Origin of the sequence: Prosthecobacter sp., from assembly GCF_044232965.1 — a bacterium.
Lineage (GTDB): Bacteria > Verrucomicrobiota > Verrucomicrobiia > Verrucomicrobiales > Verrucomicrobiaceae > Prosthecobacter.
The window spans coordinates 1-18,443 of sequence record NZ_JBIIKX010000041.1 but is presented as its reverse complement, the minus strand read 5'-3'; the positions used below and the strand labels follow the sequence as shown (position 1 = coordinate 18,443).

At 60.0% G+C, this 18,443-nt stretch carries 12 protein-coding genes; 5 read left to right on the top strand and 7 right to left on the bottom strand.

Annotation, left to right across the window (positions count from 1 at the left end):
• Nucleotides 1-61: 61 nt before the first annotated feature.
• On the bottom strand, nucleotides 62-958 hold the full coding sequence (locus ACILSI_RS16575; protein WP_395723013.1) for a dihydrodipicolinate synthase family protein: 897 nt from the start codon (nucleotides 956-958) through the stop codon (nucleotides 62-64).
• A gap of 76 nt (nucleotides 959-1,034) precedes the next feature.
• Between ACILSI_RS16575 and ACILSI_RS16570 the strand changes: the two genes are divergently transcribed.
• The gene (locus ACILSI_RS16570; protein WP_395723012.1) at nucleotides 1,035-1,757 is read left to right on the top strand and encodes a helix-turn-helix domain-containing protein; all 723 of its coding nucleotides are present in this window, start codon (nucleotides 1,035-1,037) and stop codon (nucleotides 1,755-1,757) included.
• On the opposite strand, the gene ACILSI_RS16565 is transcribed toward ACILSI_RS16570, so the two are convergent.
• The 3 genes from ACILSI_RS16565 to ACILSI_RS16555 form a co-directional block, all read right to left on the bottom strand.
• A complete protein-coding gene (locus tag ACILSI_RS16565) occupies nucleotides 1,758-3,206 on the bottom strand; it encodes a DUF1501 domain-containing protein (protein ID WP_395723011.1) in 1,449 nt (482 codons plus the stop codon).
• Nucleotides 3,207-3,216: 10 nt separating this feature from the next.
• Entirely contained in the window at nucleotides 3,217-6,384 is a 3,168-nt protein-coding gene (locus ACILSI_RS16560) for a DUF1553 domain-containing protein (protein ID WP_395723010.1), read from the bottom strand.
• Between the two features lie 96 nt (nucleotides 6,385-6,480).
• Entirely contained in the window at nucleotides 6,481-7,965 is a 1,485-nt protein-coding gene (locus ACILSI_RS16555; protein WP_395723009.1) for an amidase, read from the bottom strand.
• A 164-nt stretch (nucleotides 7,966-8,129) separates the two neighbouring features.
• On the opposite strand from ACILSI_RS16555, the gene ACILSI_RS16550 reads away from it, so the two are divergent.
• Complete coding sequence (locus ACILSI_RS16550; RefSeq protein ID WP_395723008.1) at nucleotides 8,130-10,205, top strand: sodium-translocating pyrophosphatase; 2,076 nt, start codon at nucleotides 8,130-8,132, stop codon at nucleotides 10,203-10,205.
• Between the two features lie 141 nt (nucleotides 10,206-10,346).
• Here ACILSI_RS16550 and ACILSI_RS16545 read toward each other — a convergent pair whose 3' ends face one another.
• The 3 genes from ACILSI_RS16545 to ACILSI_RS16535 form a co-directional block, all read right to left on the bottom strand.
• Nucleotides 10,347-11,099 carry a hypothetical protein gene (locus ACILSI_RS16545; RefSeq protein ID WP_395723007.1) on the bottom strand — a complete coding sequence of 251 codons (753 nt, stop codon included), beginning with the start codon at nucleotides 11,097-11,099 and terminating at the stop codon, nucleotides 10,347-10,349.
• A gap of 283 nt (nucleotides 11,100-11,382) precedes the next feature.
• Entirely contained in the window at nucleotides 11,383-12,303 is a 921-nt protein-coding gene (locus tag ACILSI_RS16540) for a fibronectin type III domain-containing protein (protein WP_395723006.1), read from the bottom strand.
• Between the two features lie 684 nt (nucleotides 12,304-12,987).
• Nucleotides 12,988-13,233, bottom strand: coding sequence for a helix-turn-helix domain-containing protein (locus ACILSI_RS16535; RefSeq protein ID WP_395723005.1), 246 nt, complete (start codon nucleotides 13,231-13,233; stop codon nucleotides 12,988-12,990).
• Nucleotides 13,234-13,582: 349 nt separating this feature from the next.
• Between ACILSI_RS16535 and cas9 the strand changes: the two genes are divergently transcribed.
• From cas9 to cas2, 3 genes are read left to right on the top strand one after another with little or no spacing between them, the layout of a single operon-like run.
• Nucleotides 13,583-16,936 carry a type II CRISPR RNA-guided endonuclease Cas9 gene (cas9, locus tag ACILSI_RS16530; protein WP_395723004.1) on the top strand — a complete coding sequence of 1,118 codons (3,354 nt, stop codon included), beginning with the start codon at nucleotides 13,583-13,585 and terminating at the stop codon, nucleotides 16,934-16,936.
• 44 nt (nucleotides 16,937-16,980) lie between these two features.
• Nucleotides 16,981-17,916 (top strand): type II CRISPR-associated endonuclease Cas1, encoded by a 936-nt coding sequence (cas1, locus tag ACILSI_RS16525; RefSeq protein ID WP_395723003.1) that lies wholly within the window; start codon nucleotides 16,981-16,983, stop codon nucleotides 17,914-17,916.
• Complete coding sequence (gene cas2 / locus ACILSI_RS16520; RefSeq protein WP_395723002.1) at nucleotides 17,880-18,218, top strand: CRISPR-associated endonuclease Cas2; 339 nt, start codon at nucleotides 17,880-17,882, stop codon at nucleotides 18,216-18,218. The genes cas1 and cas2 overlap by 37 nt, the downstream gene beginning before the upstream one ends.
• Nucleotides 18,219-18,443 lie beyond the last annotated feature (225 nt).

Below are 18,443 nucleotides of genomic sequence, written 5' to 3'. Positions count from 1 at the left end.
CGTCAAGATCTATGTGTTGAATTATCAACACATAGATTCAATCAGAAGGAATGCCCTTGGCTTACGCTGGCCGTTTCGCCAGCGCATCGCGGATGATCTTGAGCACTTGCTCGCGCTCGGCTCCGGCGAGGGTGAGACGCGGCTCGCGGACCCACTCGGCACCGAGACCGGTCTCCTGGCAGAGAAGCTTGATGTATTGCACGAAGTGGATGTGCGTATCGAGCTTCATCAACGGCTGGCTCCAGCGGTAGAGGGCGCGGCACTCGTCCCACTTGCCAGCTTTGGCGAGGTCCCAGAGCTGTTGGTTCTCTTTTGGGAAGGCGATGCCACTGCCGCAAACCCAGCCGTCAATGCCGAGGATCGCAGACTCGAGGAAGAGATCGTCCACACCGGTGAAGATGCGGTAGCGGTCGCCCGTTTGATTGCGCAGCTCAGTGATGCGGCGGGTGTTGGAGCTGCTTTCTTTGATGGCGTGCAGGTTGGGGATGTCGGCGAGTTCGACGAACATCTCGGGCGTGACATCGGTGTTGTAGCCGACGGGGTTATTGTAGAGCATCCATGACAGCGGCGTGGCTTTTGCCAATGCGCGGAACCAGTGCTGTGTTTCACGTGGATCGCTCTTATAAACCATGGGCGGCATGATCATGAAACCGGACGCACCAAGCTTTTCGCAGTCCCTCATGTAGCTCACAGCGGCCTGTGTGTTCATTTCGGCCACGCCACTGACCACAGGCACACGTCCAGCGGCCACTTCGACAGCGTGTTTGACCACGGCGCGTTTTTCATCTGGCTGAAGGCACTGATTTTCACCGAGCGAGCCGCACACGATCAAACCGGAGACGCCAGCGTCGATCTGCGCCTGCCAATGCCGGGCCGAAGCATCGAGATCGAGCGACTGATCTTGGTGCAACTGAGTGAGGACTGCCGGGAATACGCCGGACCATGTGGATGGGTTCATAAGTTATACGATCAAACGAAAGGCGTTGATGGTCTTGATTGCTTTTTGCCCTTCAAACTGTCATTTCAGCCAAAACATGGATTCAACCGCACCCTTCTCTCAGCATGCAGCCACGGAGGTGCTCTTCGATGCGCTGCCGGATGTGGTTTTCTTCATTAAGGACACCGTGGGTCGCTACGTGCGGGTGAATCAGACGCTGGCGAATCGCTGTGCGGGTGGTGACAAGACCAAGCTGATCGGCAAGCGGCCGGAGGAAGTGTTTCCGGCAGCGCTGGCGGCTAGTTATGCCCGGCAGGATGAGCATGTGCTCAAGACGGGCAAGCCAGTGGAGCATCAGTTGGAACTGCACATTTATACTGGCAGCAAGGCTGGTTGGTGTTTGACCACGAAGCATGCTATGCGCGATGACAAGGGCCGCATCATTGGCGTGACCGGCATCTCGCGTGATTTGAATGCACCCAGTGACAAGGCCAGTGGCTTTGCTGAACTCGCATCGGCCCTGCGCCACATGCAGAAGCATTTCACCGAGAGCCTGCGCATCGAGGACATCGCCACGAAGGCCGGGCTGAGTGTGTATCAGTTTGAGCAGCGCGTGCAGCGGCTGTTTCAAATGAGTCCGCTGCAGCTACTGCACAAGCTGCGGCTGGATGAAGCGACGCGTTTGCTACGTGAGACGGATCAATCGCTGGCGGATATCGCCATCGAGACAGGTTGGTGTGATCAGAGTGCGTTCACGCGGCACTTCAGCCGTTACGCGGGCATGGCACCGGGAAAGTTTCGTGGATTGAACGCGAAATGATCAGGCCATCAGCGCCTTCACCGGCTTAGCGGGATTGATGCCGATGAGTTTGCCATCAAGGCCTTGCGTCTTGAAGCTGAAGCGATCGGCGTGGAAGCCGAGGAGTTCGAGCACGGTGGCGTGGAAGTCGCTGATGTGGAGTGGGTCTTTGACGATGTTGTAGCTGAAATCGTCGGTCTCGCCGTAGATCTGGCCGCCGCGAGTGCCGCCACCGGCCATCCACATGCTGAAGCAGCGTGGGTGATGGTCGCGACCATAGTTTTCTTTGGTGAGGCCGCCCTGGCTGTAAATCGTGCGACCGAATTCGCCACCCCAGATGATGAGGGTGTCATCGAACATGCCGCGTTGCTTGAGATCCTGAATGAGGGCGTGGCAGGGCTGATCGACGTCTTTGCACTGGCTGGGCATGCGTCCGCCGACGTTGGAGTGATGGTCCCAGTTGTTGTGGTAGATCTGGATGAAGCGCACGCCGCGTTCAGCGAGTCGGCGGGCCATGAGCACGCTGTTGGCAAAGCTGCCGGGCTTCTTCGCCTCCTCGCCGTAGAGTTTGTAGATGTGATCGGGCTCCTTGGTGATGTCGGTGAGTTCCGGCACGCTGGCCTGCATGCGGAAGGCCATTTCGTATTGCTGAATGCGGGTGTGCGTTTCGGGATCGCCGACTTCCTGGTAATTGATCTCGTTGAGAGCGTTCAGGCCTTCGATGGTGCGCTTGCGCACGCTGTCGGGCACGCCGGGAGGGTTGTTGATGTAGAGAATGGGATCACCTTTGCTGCGGAAACTCACGCCTGCGTGCTCGCCGGGCAGATAACCGCTGGACCACAGGCGCGATGAGATGGCCTGCTCCTGCTCGCGATTGGTCGGCGTGGCGATGAGCACGACGAAGGTGGGTAGGTTCGAGTTCATCGAGCCGAGGCCATAAGATGCCCAGGAACCAAGGCAGGGACGCCCGCCAATCTGATTGCCAGTCTGCATGGCACAGATGGCAGGCTCATGATTGATCGCCTCCGTATGCAGCGACCGCATCCAGCAGATGTCATCGGCATTCTTGGCGAGGTTTGGCAGCAACTGCGTGTTCATCATCATTCCGCACTGACCTGCGGCACTGAACTGGAACTTCGATGGCGCGATGGGGAAACGCGCCTGACCACTGGTCATCGTGGTGAGACGCTGACCGTTGCGAATGCTCTCAGGCAGGTCTTTGTCATACCACTTCTGCATCACGGGCTTGTAATCAAACAAGTCCATCTGCGCCGGTCCACCGACCATGTGCAGGTAGATGACGCGCTTGGCCTTCGGCGGAAACTGCGGCCCTTGCGCATGTGCATTCGATGCGTTCGCCAAAGCCTCACCAAACAGCGAAGCCAGCGCCGCTCCGCCGACGACGTTTTTCCCGCGAGCGAAGAGCTGACGGCGATTTTGGAAGGTGTTCCATTCTTGGAGGATGTTCATGGCGGTTGGATTATTTGTTGAGGACTTCGTCCAGGTTCATGAGCTGATTCGTCAGCATCGTCCACGCGGCGAGTTCGGCTTTCGGGAGCTTTTCGTCGATCTTGGATTCGCCGACTTTGAGGAGGGCTTCGGTGTCGGTGGCGCTGGTAGTGTAATGTTTGCGGAGATCGGCGAGGCTGGCGGTGAGGATGGGCTGCTCTTTGGCTTTCAGCGGGCGGCAAAGCACGCGTTCGGCGAGGTAGGTAAGCGCTTTGGCGTCGTCATTGCAGCCGCAGGCGATGGCTTTCTGCGCGAGGTTGCGGGCGGCTTCGATGAACTGCGGATCGTTCATGGTGACGAGAGCTTGCAGCGGTGTGTTGGTGCGGTCACGGCGGACGCAACTGACTTCGCGGCTTGGAGCGTTGAAGATGTCCATGTTCGGCGACGGAGACATGCGCTTCCAGAAATTGTAGAGCGTGCGGCGGTAGAGGTTCTCGCCGTTGTCTTGCTTGTACCTCTCCGTGCCGAGGCCGACAACCTCCCAGATGTTCTCCGGCTGGTAAGGCATGGTGCCGGGGCCGCCCATGCGAGGTGAAAGGGTGCCGCTGGCGGCGAGGGCGTAATCGCGGATCATCTCGGCATCCATGCGGAAGCGTGGGCCACGGCTGAGGAGGGAGTTGTCGCGATCTTTTTCGATCTTCTCCGGCGTGATGAGCGCGGCCTGACGGTAGGTGGCGGAGGTGAGGAGCATCTTGTAGAAGCGCTTCACGTCCCAGCCGCTCTCACGGAACTCCACGGCGAGCCAGTCGAGCAATTCAGGATGCGTGGGAGAGCTGCCCATGATGCCGAAGTCGTCGCTGGTCTTCACGATGCCAGCGCCGAAGAGTTCCTGCCAGAAGCGGTTCACGGTGACGCGTGCGGTGAGCGGGTTCTTGGCATCGACAAGCCACTGCGCGAGACCGAGACGGTTCTTCGGAGCATTGGGGGCCAGCTTGCCGAGCGCGGCTGGCACAGCGGCATCGACCTGCTCGCCGACTTTATCATAGGCACCACGCATAAGGATGTTGGCCATGGGTTTGGCGTCCATCTTCTCTTGCTGGATGTGTGTGATGGGGCTGCGGGCTTTGATGGCTTCTTGCTCAGCGGTGAGTTTGCTGGTTTGAGCCGATGCGGCCTGATACGTGGCATCGCGAGTGACGAGGTAGTGCTCAAAGAGGGCTTCCTGCTGTTTTGGGCCTTGTTTCTTCGCAGCAAGCATCGTGCGCAACGGGCCGACTTTGGAGATCGTCATCACTTCCGCAGCGGATAGCTGACGGTCATAGATGCGCACGTCCTGCACGCCGCCGTCGGTGAAGAGCTGAGTGTGGCTGCGCTGACCAATGCGTGTGGGCGTGGTGGTCTTGATGCTGCCTTTGAGAGCGTTGGTTTCAGCTTTCACGGGCGTGTCCTCGCCATTCACGAAGATTTTCACGCCGCCAGCCTTGCCTTTGCCGTCATAGGTGACGAAGACGTGCTGCCAAACATTGGGCCGCAGCGCAGGTTTGGCGGTGGTGACTTTGATCGCGTCATCGGGCCACTTGCTGACGATGTGGACGCTGAGCTTGGTGTCGTTTTGGAAAAGATCCCAGCCGCGGTAGTCGCCCTTCTCGTCCATGCGAGCGAGGATGCCGCCAAAGACGCCTGCACGGCCAGCGCGAACCCAGCCACCGTAGCTGAAGGCGTGATTCTTTTCAAAGTCGGCCACGTCGCCGATTTCAAAAGTGCCGCCTGGTTTCATCACCGGTGCAGGTCCAAGTTTGCCATCGGGCTTCCACGAGACTTCGCCGGTGGCTTTGAATTTCTTCGGCGCACCGCACACGCCCGTGACTTCACTGCCCACACCTTCATTGAGCGGCAGATGGGCGACGATACCTTTGCTGGGCACATCTTTGTCGAGATCCTCGGGCTTCGCGCTGGCGAGCCATTGATCAAAGCTCGGCTTCGCGCCTTTGCGTGATTCATCGAGCTTTATTTTTGCCGCAGCGATCTCAGCGGGCAGGGCAGTCCAGCGCGGACGATCTTTGTCTGTGGGCAGCACGAGGATGGGGCCGAGACCGTCCTTCACGTTGCCGTCTTTGGCCTTCTGCGTCGTGTTGCGGAAAAACGCGGCCATCGAGTAGTAATCTAGCTGCGTGATGGGATCGAACTTGTGATCGTGGCACTGCGAGCAGTTCGTGGTGAGCCCCATGTAAACCCAGCCCATCGTCTGCACGCGATCCGCCGCGTAGTTGGCGAGGTTTTCCTCGTCAATGGTGCCGCCTTCATTCGTGGTGATGTTGCAGCGCTGGAACCCGGTGGCGACAAGCTGGTCTTCAGTCGGCTTCGGCAGCAAATCGCCCGCGATTTGCTCGATGGTGAACTGATCGAAAGACTGGTTGCGATTGAAGGCCTTCACCACCCAGTCGCGGTAGGGCCACATCTCGCGTGGCTTGTCGAAATGCAGGCCGTGGGAGTCGCCATAGCGCGCGGCGTCCAGCCAGTAGCGGGCGCGGTGCTCGCCGTAGGCTGGCAGCTTCATGAGTTCATCAATGAGCTGACCGACCTGTGCATCGGTCAGTTTTTCCGCCGTGGCATAACGTTTTGCCAACTCCGGCGAAGGCGGAAGGCCGGTGAGGTCCAGCGAGATGCGGCGCACGAGTGCATGAGCATCGGCTTCGGGCGCGGGTTTGAGGCCTTTTGCTTCCAGTTTGGAGAGTACAAAGTTGTCGATGGGTGTCTTGACCCAGGCTTTGTCCTTCGCGACGGGCACCACGGGCTTTTGTGGAGGGATCAGACTCCAATGCGGCTGCCAGGGCGCCCCTTGCTCAATCCAGGCCTTGATCATCGCGACCTGCGCGGGCTTCAGCTCCTTGTGGCTTTCTGGCGGCGGCATGATCTCGTCCTCGTCGGTGGAAAGCAGGCGCTGATAGAGGCTGCTCTTGTCCGGCTGGCCTTTGATGACAGTTGGTTCCTCGCCCTTCTTCGCGGTGAAGAAGCCCGCCTCGGTATCAAGCCTCAAACCAGCCTTCCGCGTTCCTGGATCAGGCCCGTGGCAGTGGAAACAGGCATCCGCCAGCAGGGGGCGGATGTCTTTGTTGAACTCGATGCCGCTGGCGGCCTGGCTGCTGGTTGACAGGCCGAGTAGTGCGACCAGGAGTGCAATAGAGGAGGTTTTTGGCATGGTATGAAAGTGCTTTTGATCCGTATGAATGTGCTTACGGGCTAAAACGGCATTCTTTGCCATCAAAGGCATGCCATTCTTGGCAAAAGTTATGTCTTATCCGGCATTGAAGGTCGGTGCCACGCGTGCCTGAGTGACTTGCTCGAAGGCATGACCGAGCGCCAGGATGCGGGCGTCGGCTTTGGCGGTTCCGATGAAGGAAAAACCGACCGGCAGGCCGTCCACGAGTCCAAGAGGCACCGTGAGATGCGGATAACCGGCCACGGCGGCCGGTGTGCTGAAGACACGATCATTCGTGTCGCCCGTCTTTAAGTTGATCACGCCCACCGGGTCATTGGTGGGGCAGATCAGGGCATCCAGATCGTGCTCCTTCAGCGCGGCGTCGATTCCCTCCGGTCCGGCGAGTTGTTGGGCCATTTTGCGCGCTTCCTGACCTGCGGCGATGATTTCCGGCGAGCCGAGTTTTTCGGCCTGCTCGAAGAATTCCTGGCCGAAGTGCGGCATCTCGGCGTCGCGATGTTTTTCATTGAAGGCGATCAGTTCGGACAGCGAACGCACGTCACCGCCACGCTGTTCAAGATAGGCGTTCAAATCAGTGCGCAGTTCGATCAGCATGGCCTTCCAGGACAGGGAGCCAGCTTCGCGGACATTCGGGAGTTCAACGGAATCGACGATGATGGCTCCGGCATCGCGTAGTTTTTGCAACGCAGCTTCAAACAGAGCAAATACCTGCGGATGTTTGCCGCTTTGCTGCCGCAGCACGCCAAGTCGCGCGCCTTTGAGAGCATCACGAGGCAGTTCGAGGGTGAAATCCGCCGCCAGTACCTGCATGAGCAGCGCGGCATCGCGAACCGTGAGCGTCATCGGACCTGCGGTGTCTTGATGATGCGTGATCGGGATGATGCCCGCGCCGCTGATGAGACCAACGGTTGGTTTGAAGCCAACGATGCCGCAGGCGCTGGCGGGACTGATGATGGAGCCGTTGGTCTCCGTCCCAATCGCCGCGGGAGCCAATCCGGCGGCCACAGCGGCGGCGGAGCCGGAACTGGAGCCGCTGGCGCTGTGCGTGAGCTTGTGCGGATTGCGCGTGAGGCCGCCGCGGGCGCTCCAGCCGCTCGTTGAATTCGGCGAACGGATGTTTGCCCACTCACTGAGGTTCGTTTTGCCAAGGATGATCGCTCCAGCTTCGCGCAATCGCATCACCAAAGCAGCGTCGCGTTTCGGCTTGTGACCACGCAAGGCCAGCGAACCAGCGGTGGTGTGCATGGCATCGGCGGTGTCGATGTTGTCTTTGATGAGGACGGGCAGACCGTGCAGCAGGCCCGGTTTGCACGATGCGGCGATGGCTTTGACCTCGGGATTGAGTTCCATGATCGCGTTCACCTTGGGCCCTGTGCGATCAATCCGGGCGATGCGATCTATGAAGTGCTCCACGAGCAGCAGCGGCGTTGTTTCCCGCGCCTTCAGCTTGGCATCGAGATCCGCCAGAGTGACGAAGGGCGCGGGCGGGCTGAGTTTTTTCTCGCAGGAGGCCGGACAGAGCGCCAGTGCGGCGGTTTGGAGCAGGCGGCGGCGTTTCATGTGGCAGGAGTTGGTGCAGAGGCCCAAAGACTGCAAGGGTTTCCGATTTTCGACCGTAGGGGAACGCCGCACAAAAGCGGAGCAAGTTCTTGCCTCCTTTTTTCGACTCGTTAAACTTCGCGGCTTTACCCGCCCCGGACCAACCACCCGATACCACCAACCACATGCCTCCATCCTCATTCCTGCTCACCAATGGAATCGCTCTCTCCATCGCCCTCGCCATCGTGGGTCTGGTGGTTGCCCTGATCCTGATCCGCAAAATCGTCGGTGCGGACGCGGGCAATGAGAAGATGCATGCCATCGCCAGCGCGATCCAGCAGGGTGCCAAGGCTTACCTGAACCGTCAGATCTTTGCCGTCAGCCTCATCGCCGTGCTCATCTTTGCCGCAGTCTGGTATCTGCGTGACGGCATCACGGCGGCGGGATTTGTGGTCGGCGCGGTCTGCTCTCTGGCAGCGGGCTACATCGGCATGATGATCGCGGTGCGCGCCAATGTGCGCACGGCGCAGGCGGCCTCGGTCAGCAGCCACGCGGCGCTGAAGGTGGCCTTCAACGGCGGCGCGGTGACGGGTTTGCTGGTGGTGGCACTCGGCCTGCTCTCGGTCGGCGTATTCTATTTGATCGTCAAAGGCATGACCCACGGCACCGAGCACGCGGCAAAGCACGCCATTGATTCTCTGGTCGGTCTCGCTCTCGGCAGCTCGCTTATCAGCGTGTTCGCCCGTCTCGGCGGTGGCATTTACACCAAGGCGGCGGACGTCGGCGCTGACCTCGTGGGCAAGAACGAGCAGAACCTCAATGAAGATGATCCACGCAATCCGGCGACCATCGCCGACAACGTGGGCGACAACGTCGGTGACTGCGCGGGCATGGCGGCGGACGTGTTTGAAACCTACGCGGTGAGCTTGATCGGCGGCGTGCTGGTGGGCCACCTGACCGTGGGCACCGACGCGGCGGTGATTTATCCCTTCGTGCTCTGCGGACTGGCCATCATCGCCTCCCTGATCGGCATCGGCTGGGTGAACTTCGTGAAGCAGGAGGCCACGGCCTCGCTGGTCTGCGGTGTGGCGGTTTCCGGCATCGTCTCCTCGGCGCTGTTCTGGTGGGCCACCTCCTCGATCTTCGGTGCTTCGCTCAAAATCGGCGCTCTTGAGGTGCCCAGCGTGAACATCTTCTACTGCGCGGCGGTGGGCCTGATCATGACGCTGCTCGTCGTGTGGATCACCAATTACTACACCAGCACGCATCACAAGCCGGTGCGCATGATCGCCAAGGCCTCTGAGACCGGCCATGCCACCAACGTCATCGCAGGCATCAGCATCGGCAATCAGGCCACGCTGCTGCCAGTGCTGGCCATCGCGGCCTCGATCTGGTGCTGCTTCGACCTCGCCGGGCTGTATGGCATCGCCATCGCCGTCGTGTCCATGCTCTCACTCTCCGGCATCATCATCTCCCTCGACGCCTTTGGCCCCATCACCGACAACGCGGGCGGCATCGCCGTCATGTCCGGCCTGCCGGAAAGCGTGCGCAAGATCACCGACGAGCTCGACGCCGTGGGCAACACCATGAAGGCCGTCACCAAGGGCTACGCCATCGCCAGCGCCGGTCTGGCCGCCATGGTGCTGTTCGGCTCCTATGTGGAAGACCTCCAGGCCTTCGTCGGCCACAAGGTGTACTTTGACCTCATGAACCACAAGGTCGTCATCGGCATGTTCGTCGGCGGTCTGCTGCCCTTCCTCTTCACCTCCTTCTGCATGAGCGCCGTCGGCAGCGCTGCCGGTGCTGTCGTGCTCGAAGTGCGCCGCCAGATCACCGCCAAGCCCGGCATCCTCAACGGCACCGACCTCCCGGACTACGCGCAGTGCGTCAGCATCGTCACCAGCGCCGCGCTGAAGCAGATGATCGTCCCGGCACTGCTGCCGCTCGTGTTTGTCATCGGCATGTCCTACGCCGGCATGGAGGCCCTCGGCGGCGTGCTCATCGGCACCATCGTCACCGGCCTGTTCGTCGGCATTTCCATGACCAGCGCCGGTGGTGCCTGGGACAACGCGAAGAAATACATCGAGGAAGGCAATCATGGCGGCAAAGGCAGCTTTGCCCATCAATCCGCCGTCACCGGCGACACCGTGGGCGATCCTTACAAGGACACCGCCGGTCCCGCCGTGAACCCGATGATCAAAGTGGTCAACATCCTCGCCATCCTCATCATCCCGATTGTGTTCAAGGCCGCCGTGAAGTGAAGGGCGCCCGCCTTCAAGACGGTTTGCGGTGGTTGACGGTTGTTTACAGTGGTTGACGGTTGTTTGAAAACCACGGTCAACGGCGCGTTAGCGCCCTTCAGCCATTGTAAACCACTGCCAACGCTCGCGCAGCGAGCCCCATCATCGCCTCAGCGCGTTGATCAGTTCATCCAGCTTGTTCACGATCTGCTGCACCTCGCTCTGAGTCGGTGGATCACTCACAGCCATCCCTAGCAAGGCCACGGCATTGCTGAAGTTGCTCGTTCCTGCGATGGCGCTGCTGAGCTGCGCATTCGTCACCTCACCGGGCGGGCCTTCCGAGCCGGAGCCGTCATTGCCGCGTGGAATGCCGAACTGAAATCTCACATTGCTGCCGTCGAAAATCGTCTGCACGGTGGCGTTGTCGCCGGGATTCAGCGTGGTCACGCTGTCCACCACCGCATTCGCAAACGGCGGCCCCTGCGCACCGGGGCCACCATCGTTCCCGTTGCTGCCATTCGTGCCGTCATTCCCACGCGGAATACCGAAGAGGAAACCCACACTCGCTCCATTGAAGCTCGTCTGCACTGTGGCGGGTTCACCGGGATTGAGCGTGCTCACGCCATCCACGATGAAGCTCGTGATGGGCGGACTGCTCACCCCATCTTGACCTCTGGGTATCCCAAACGTGAACCGCACGTTGGCCCCGTCCCAGTTCACGCTGGCCTGGGCCGGTTCACCGGGATTCAGCGTGTTCGTGCCATCAATCACCGCACCCGTCACACTGGTGCCGTTCTCTCCCGGCGGACCCGCAGGCACAGCGTCGATGAGTTCCTTGAGGCCGGTCAATTGCGCGCGCATCTCCGCGCTGGAGTTCGGCGAGTTGTTCGCAGGTTTGGTGGGGTCGAAGGGCATGGCGGGTAGCGCGGAGCGCCAGTTGGCAGTGGTTGACGATGGTTGACGGTTGTTTCCAGTGGTTTGCAGTGGTTTGCAGTGGTTTGCAGTGGTTTGCAGTGGTTTGCAGTGGTTTGGGAATCCTACTCCTACTCCTACTCCTACTCCTACTCCTACTCCTACTCCTACTCCTACTCCTACTCCTACTCCTACTCCTACTCCTACTCCTACTCCTACTCGATCAGGGAGGTTTGAGGTTGGTTTGCGATGGTTTGGCCAACCACCGCAAACAGCGCCTGCGGCGCTAAGTCACCGTCACCTGCGCCTCGGGACTCGGCGCGGCATCCCCGCCGTCGTTGGTGGCGATGACGCGCACCTTCACGACCTGCGCGGCGGTGAAGTTTTTGAGGATCACCTCCAGATCCTTCGCGCTGGCCTTGTTCTGCCATTCGGTGTCCACGCCGATGATCCAGGTCTCGATGCGGTAGCGGGTGGCCCGCGTGGCATAGGGGTAGCTGATCTCAATGCGCCCGTTGCCCAGCGCGGCGGCGGTCACGCCCGCCACGGCCTCTGGAGAGCTGGGGTTGGCCGGAATGTTCAGGCCAAAGGCCTCCCAGCGCGCATCGTCGTCGGGGATGAGCGACTCCAGCTCGCTGATCAGGCCGCGCACCCGCTTGCGCAGCGCGTCCGTGGCGGCGGCACGGGCGGCAAAGGCGGTGGTCTGGGCAGATTCGGCGTTCGCCACCACCAGCCGCGCATCCGAGATCGCCGTCCAGGCGGCTTCGCACAGGGCGGCCGTCGCGCCCATGCCCGCGTTCTCGCTGGCTGGCACGGCGGTGAAGTAATTCTTCAACGCATCCAGCAGGGTGAAGCGCAGTTCAGCCTTCTCCGGCACCGCCGTGGAGTTGCCGGGAAAGCCGGTCGGCTCCCACGTGATGCTCCAGCGCTCCCCCAGCACCTGGCGCAGGCGCAGCTTGCAGTTGTTGATGCAGGTGTAGCCCGCGTCATCCTGCGCTTGCAGCGCATCGTAGGCCAGTCCCACAGCGGTCTTCTTCAGGCCGAGCTGGGTCTCGGCGTTGGACAGGGCAGCGATGGCGGCGCGCATGGCTGCCTCCGTGTTGTGCAGGATGCCGATGGTGGCTTCGTGCGTGTGGCAGCCGTCCGCGATGCGGTCGGCCACGGCGCGGAGGATGTCGGGATTGTCGGGTGTTGGGTTGGAGGCCATGGTGCGTCGGTTGGTTGCGCGTTTGCGTTTGGGTAGGGTCGGAAAAATGGGTGTTGATGGGCTATCCCAGGTCGAGCTGTCCCAGCTCCCTTCATCCCAGTTTGGTGGAGGCATGGGGGCGAGACTTGGAGTGGTGGAGACTTGGAGAAAGGGGGAGATGGAGCCGAGGAAACATGGAGAAGCGGAAGGGGGTTCTTCGTTGAAAATCAGTCTGCTGCGTGGCCTTTACCGCGCTCCCCCTCGTCAGTTCGGAATCCGAACTGGCTCCCCGGAGCCTCCCCCACGCCAATTCGGAATCCGAATTGGCACCACCGAGCCTGGGAGACGCCAGTTCGGAATCAGGATTGAGAGTCCCAAGCCTCCGACCTGCCAGTTCGGAATCCGAACTGAGGATGCCGAGCCTGGGAGACGCCAATTCGGAATCAGGATTGAGAGTCCCGAGGCTCCGACCCGCCAGTTCGGAATCCGAACTGAGGCTCCCGAGCCTCCGACCCGCCAGTTCGGAATCCGAATTGAGGAGCCGGAGCGCGCTTTTCGTCAGGACGGGAAGCGTCCTCGCTCCCGGCAGTCTCAGCCAAGCCACGCCGGAATCCGGCTTCAGGCGGAGGTGGCTCAGGCATGGCAGCGCGGGTTTCATCGCCGCCTATTCCATCCTAAAACGGTCCGAAAAACGAGCTAACTCGGCTATAAATCGTCCGGGTCGTCCCGCGCCTCCAAAGCAGCCTCATGCACGATGAGGTCATAGTCCAGATCCATGGCCACAGCCACCCGCTCGTAGGTGTCTCCCTTGGAGCTGGACTGGCGGGTTTCCAGTCGGTGCAGTGCCACCGTGGTGATCCCCGCTGCCTTCGCCACCACCTCCAGTGTCAGCCCCAGTCTCTCACGGTGCCGTCTGAGCACTGGCCCTAGATGACTTGTGGTGGGCATCATTTCCTTACGAGGGGAAAGAGTCGCTTTCATGCCGCCTATTTCAGCACAGCTCCCCGGCCCTTGAAAAGTAAACTTCACTATAAAAAATGACTTTTCGCATCCGCCCGCCTCCCCAAATAGCGGAAAATAAATCAAATAGACCCGCCCGTTCCTTGGGGGAGATTGAAGGAACGCCAGGGTTGAAAAACAAATCAGGCCGCCCAGCGTCCTGGGCGGCCTGATTTAAATAGAGAGTGCTTTTAAAGCCAGACGTGTCCGCGTGACGGACAGAAGCTGATTTGCACTTCAAACTTTGCTCTTGATTCCAGAGGCATGCTAGAAGCTAATCGCCTAACGTCAAGACCTACGCATGAACAAACTCCTTTTCTCTTTCGACATTGGTCATGCCAGCATTGGCTGGGCGGTGCTAGACACCACGGCGGAGCGCCTGCCGCAGCTCAAAGGCTGTGGCTCGGTGTTGTTTCCCACGGATGACTGTCTCGCCAGCACTCGCCGCCAGCTTCGCCGTCAGCGGCGGCACATCCGCAGCACACGCACACGCATCGCACGGATCAAAAAGCTGCTCGCTCATCTCGGCGTGCTCTCTCTGGCGCAGCTTGATGAGCCCGGTGGCCCTTGGCCGTGGAAGCTGGCCGCACGAGTCCACGCGGGTGGACCGCTGCTGTCATGGCGGGAGCTGTGGGATGTGCTGCGCTGGTATGCGCACAATCGCGGTTACGATGGCAATCGGAAATGGAGCCGTGATGATGAGGAGGACAGCGAGGACACGGAGAAAGAAAAAGCCGCCCGCGCTTTGATGGAGAAGCTTGGCAAACCAACGATGTGCCAGACCATCTGCGCCAAGCTGCAAATCGATCCGCTTTCCAGCGACAAGAAAAGCTCGCCCATCGCCTACAAGACGAGCAACGCAGCTTTTCCGCGGGACATCGTGCTGCATGAGGTGATGGACCTCTTGGCAAAGCATGTGGGCAAGCTGCCGCAGGTCACGCCCGCGCTTATCACGGCGCTTTGTGCGGAAGACAACACGCCGAAGGATGGCAAGAGCGTGCGTGATGTGCTGAAGGAACTCGGCCTCGATGCACGCCTGCCGGGCCGCTTTGTCGGCGGGCTTCTTTTTGGCCAAGCAGTGCCGCGCTTTGATAACCGCATCATTGGCGAGTGCCCTGTTTCAGGAGAGAAGCGCCCGCTGAAGGACTGCCGTGAGTTCCTGGAGTTCCGCTGGGCGGAGATTCTGGCGAATGTGACCGTGCGCCGAGCCAAGGATGGCGACAAGGAAACACTAACCGTGGAGCAACGCGCCAAACTCACGGCGATGGCTCGTGATGCTGGCGGCTTTACGGCGGGTGAGTTCAAGAAGGCTGTGCTGGAGGTCAGTGGAGCCGAGGCATCGAATGCCGATTTGATGATGACGCATCCCGACGCGGAAGAAGCTCTGGTGCTCGATCCAGCACGCCGCTTTGTGCGCACCAATGGCATGATGAAAGCGGTCTGGGATGATCTCCCGGAAGTTTTGCAAAAGCGGCTGTTGGGCCGGTGGAACAAACACCGCCGGGTGACTTGGGCCTGGCTGCTGCAACAACCAGACGCCCCGAAAACTCTAGAGGCCAAACTCAAGGCCGCATGGCAGGAGACCAAGCAGAAACCGCGCAAAGGCGATGCGGAACCCACTTGGGAAGATCGTGTGAAGCAGAGTCTCTCGCCGAACTTCGCCAGCGGAAGAGCGCCTTACAGTCGCGCCGTCATGATGCAAGCCGTGGAGCAGGCCCAGCAAGGCAAGCATCCGCGTGAGGCTGGCGGTGTGCTCGAAATAACGGAGGAACGCAAGGAGCGCGAGAGGCAGAAGGAGATTGATGAACTCACCAACAATCATCTGGTGCGCCATCGGTTGAAAATCCTGCTCCGCCTCGTGGAAGACATGGTCAAGACCTATGCGGAAGGCAATCCTGAGCAGGTGGACCGCTGCGTGATCGAGGTGGCTCGGGATTTGGTCGAGTTCTCCGGCAAGACGAACAAGGAGGTCGCTCAAGAACTCGGCATCAAGCTCAAGAACTTCAAGGATGTGAGCAAGCGGCTCGTGTCAGACTTGGAAGGCACTACGATTCCCATCGGCGCGGGCTTGATCCGCAAAGCTCGCATTGCCGATGACCTCGGCTGGATCTGCCCATACACTGGCAAAGAATACGACGCGGTGACACTGGCACGCGGCAAAGTGGACAAAGATCACATCATCCCGCGCTCGCAGCGGCCCTCTGACTCGATGGATTCCCTGGTCGTCACTTTTGATGCCGTGAACAAGTGGAAGGGAAACCGAACGGCATGGCGGTTCGTCGAGCAGGAACAAGGAAAACAAGTCCCAGACCGTCCTGATTTGACCATCGTTACACTGCGGCAGTATGAGGCCTTTGTGACCAAGCTGGCAGGCGAGAAAAAGCCCAGCCGATTCACGCCGGGCGCGGGCTCCATGGATGACAAACTCCGCCAGTGGAGCCGCAAGCAGAAAATGCTGCTCAAGGATTATGAGGAGAAGGAATTCACTCCGCGTGACCTCACGGTGACATCGCATCTTGTTCGCTTGTCAGCACGGCAGATTGAGAAGCGTTTCAAGCATCTGCAAAACACGGATCGCATTGTTTCCATTCCGGGGAGCGTCACTGGTGTTGTGCGCAAGTCTTGGAATCTGCTTGGATGTCTCGCCCCGGCTTGCCCCGAGGTAATGGCGATGCTTCCGACGCTGGACGACAAGCGCCAGCTCATCCTGGATGCCGAAGGCAAGCCGAGCCTCAGCCTGCAAGTCCGCCCCAAAGGTGACATCCGTGACATCACCCACCTGCATCATGCCCTGGATGCCTGTGTCATGGCGTTTGCCTCCCACTTCATGCCGAAGGACGGCAGGCTGTGGGAACAGATCGTCACCAAGAAAGTGCTCAAGCACGATGAGGAAGCATTCCGCAACCGCTACGGCTGGCATGGCCTGCTCAAGCTCGCCGAACCCAAGAACGAGTCGGACAAAGGCCGGACTCGCAGGCTCGAGGTGCTGGACCTGCCGCAGACCTTCAAGCAGCAGATCGTCGATGCGCTCAAGGAGCGCCGCGTCGTCCAGCACGTTCCCGCCGACATGAGCGGCGCACGGTTGGAGATGAACACTTGGCGCGTGGTGAAGACGGAGGGCGATCAAGTGACTCTGCGGCAGCGCACGTTTGGCCCGAAGGATGTCGATCTTGAAACAGGGGCACGCAAACGCACCACGAAGGAAGCGAAGGAGAGAGCCAGCAAGCTCGTCGGCCTCAAGGACGGGAAGCTCTCCGCGCTGAAAGGCGCACTGGTGATTGGGGAGAACTATGGAGTGGCGATCTTGAACGCTGCGGTTGTGGTGAATGAAGAGGAACGTTACCGAATTATTCCGTTCCATCAGGTGAAGCTTCAGATGTTGGAATTGACCAAGCTAAACAAGGGAAGGGCCCCCTTGGTGCTGCGCGGAGGGCAATTGATCCGGGTCAAGAGCGGGAACTTTCCTGGGACTTGGCGTATATTCAGCGTGAAGAACAATTCGAATGCAATGTCGCTCGACATTGGATGGCCTGATGTAACCAAGTTGGAAAATAAAAAGGAAGGACACAAGATTAATGTCCGCCTTAAGTCGCTCTTAGCTGGTGGGTTGGAGTTGTTGAACCACAATCTCTTAGGCAGCGATTCAACACCATGATTTGACAGGTGCGCTTATAGTACTGCGCTCCTAGTGGAGCGCGCATGTCCTACCACATCGTCAGCATCGACAGTCCGCAGTGCTCACTTTCCTGCAAGGATGGGCAGTTGACCTGTCGCGTGGATGGGGAGGAGGAGATGCGCACGATACCGCTGGAGGATGTGGCGAGCATCATCATCACCAGCTTCTCGGCCTCGGTGCATAGCAAGCTGCTCATCGAAGCAGCCAAGCACGGGATTGCGCTGATCCTGTGTGAGAGCTTCCAGCCGGTGAGCATCCTGCTCCCGGCCAACCGCAGCACGGACACGCTCCTCACGCGGGCACAACTGGACATCACCGGCCGGGAGAAGGAGACGCTGTGGCGGCGCACGGTGAACGCCAAGGTGAAAAACCAGCTCCTGCTGGCGCGGCATCTGGCCCCGCAGGACGGCAAACTGGAGGAACTGGAGGCGGTGCTGAACAGCAGCCACGAGCACAAGGAGGCGATGGGAGCGCGCATTCACTGGGGTATCTTCGGCAGATCACTGGGGCTGGCCGATTTCATCCGCGACCAATCCAAAGACGGGGTGAACGCATTGCTGAACTACGGGTATGCGGTGCTGCTCTCGACGACGCTGCAAAAACTCTTCGGGGTGGGGCTGGACCCGACCTTTGGCATTTTCCATGTGACACGGGAGCAGGCGACGCCGCTGGCCTATGATTTGATGGAGCCCTTCCGCCCGTGCGTGGACTGGCGCGTGGCACAGTGGGTGCGTAAGCAGCAGCGGGAGGCCCCGGCGGCGGCGCTGGAAGTGACCAAGGAGTTTCGTCGTTGGGTGACCGCCTTTCCTTTGGAGAAGGTGGATTACCTGGACATGACCATTGAAATTCGCGGTGTGATCGAGGGCGTGGTGCGCTCCTTCCGCCGGGCATTGCTGGAACACAAACCCACGATCTACAAGCCGTGGACACCGAACTCTATAAAATGGGCTGGCTGCTAGTCACCTTTGACCTGCCGACTCTCACCAAACGGGAACGCAAGGCCGCACACGACTTCCGCGAATGGCTGAAGGACGATGGCTATTCGATGCTCCAGTGGAGTGTGTATGTGCGTGCCTGCGTGACCTTTGCCCGCCAGGAAACGCATCTTGACAGGCTGAAGGGGCATCTGCCACCGGAGGGAAGCGTGCGTGCCCTCTTTGTGACGCGGGCGCAGTGGGAGCGATCGTTTGTGATGCATGGGCAGCCGACGCAGGAGGGCGAAGCACCGGAAGAACTGCCAGAGCAGATTCTACTCTGGTGAAGAATGGTTGCCGGGAATCTGGTGGAAGCGAAACACCTCTTTCGCCTCATCCGAGGCGGTTTGAAGGCCGTGAATGTACACTTTCGTGCAAGCCTGCCGGAGGCTGGAACCCTTGAGGATCAAGGGTTCCAGCACTCCAGCGAGGGCAAGCTACGTTGCCGCCGCCGGGATTGGAATCAAGGCAAAGCTACGTCACGGCATTCTCTCTGATCCACATTCCGTTGC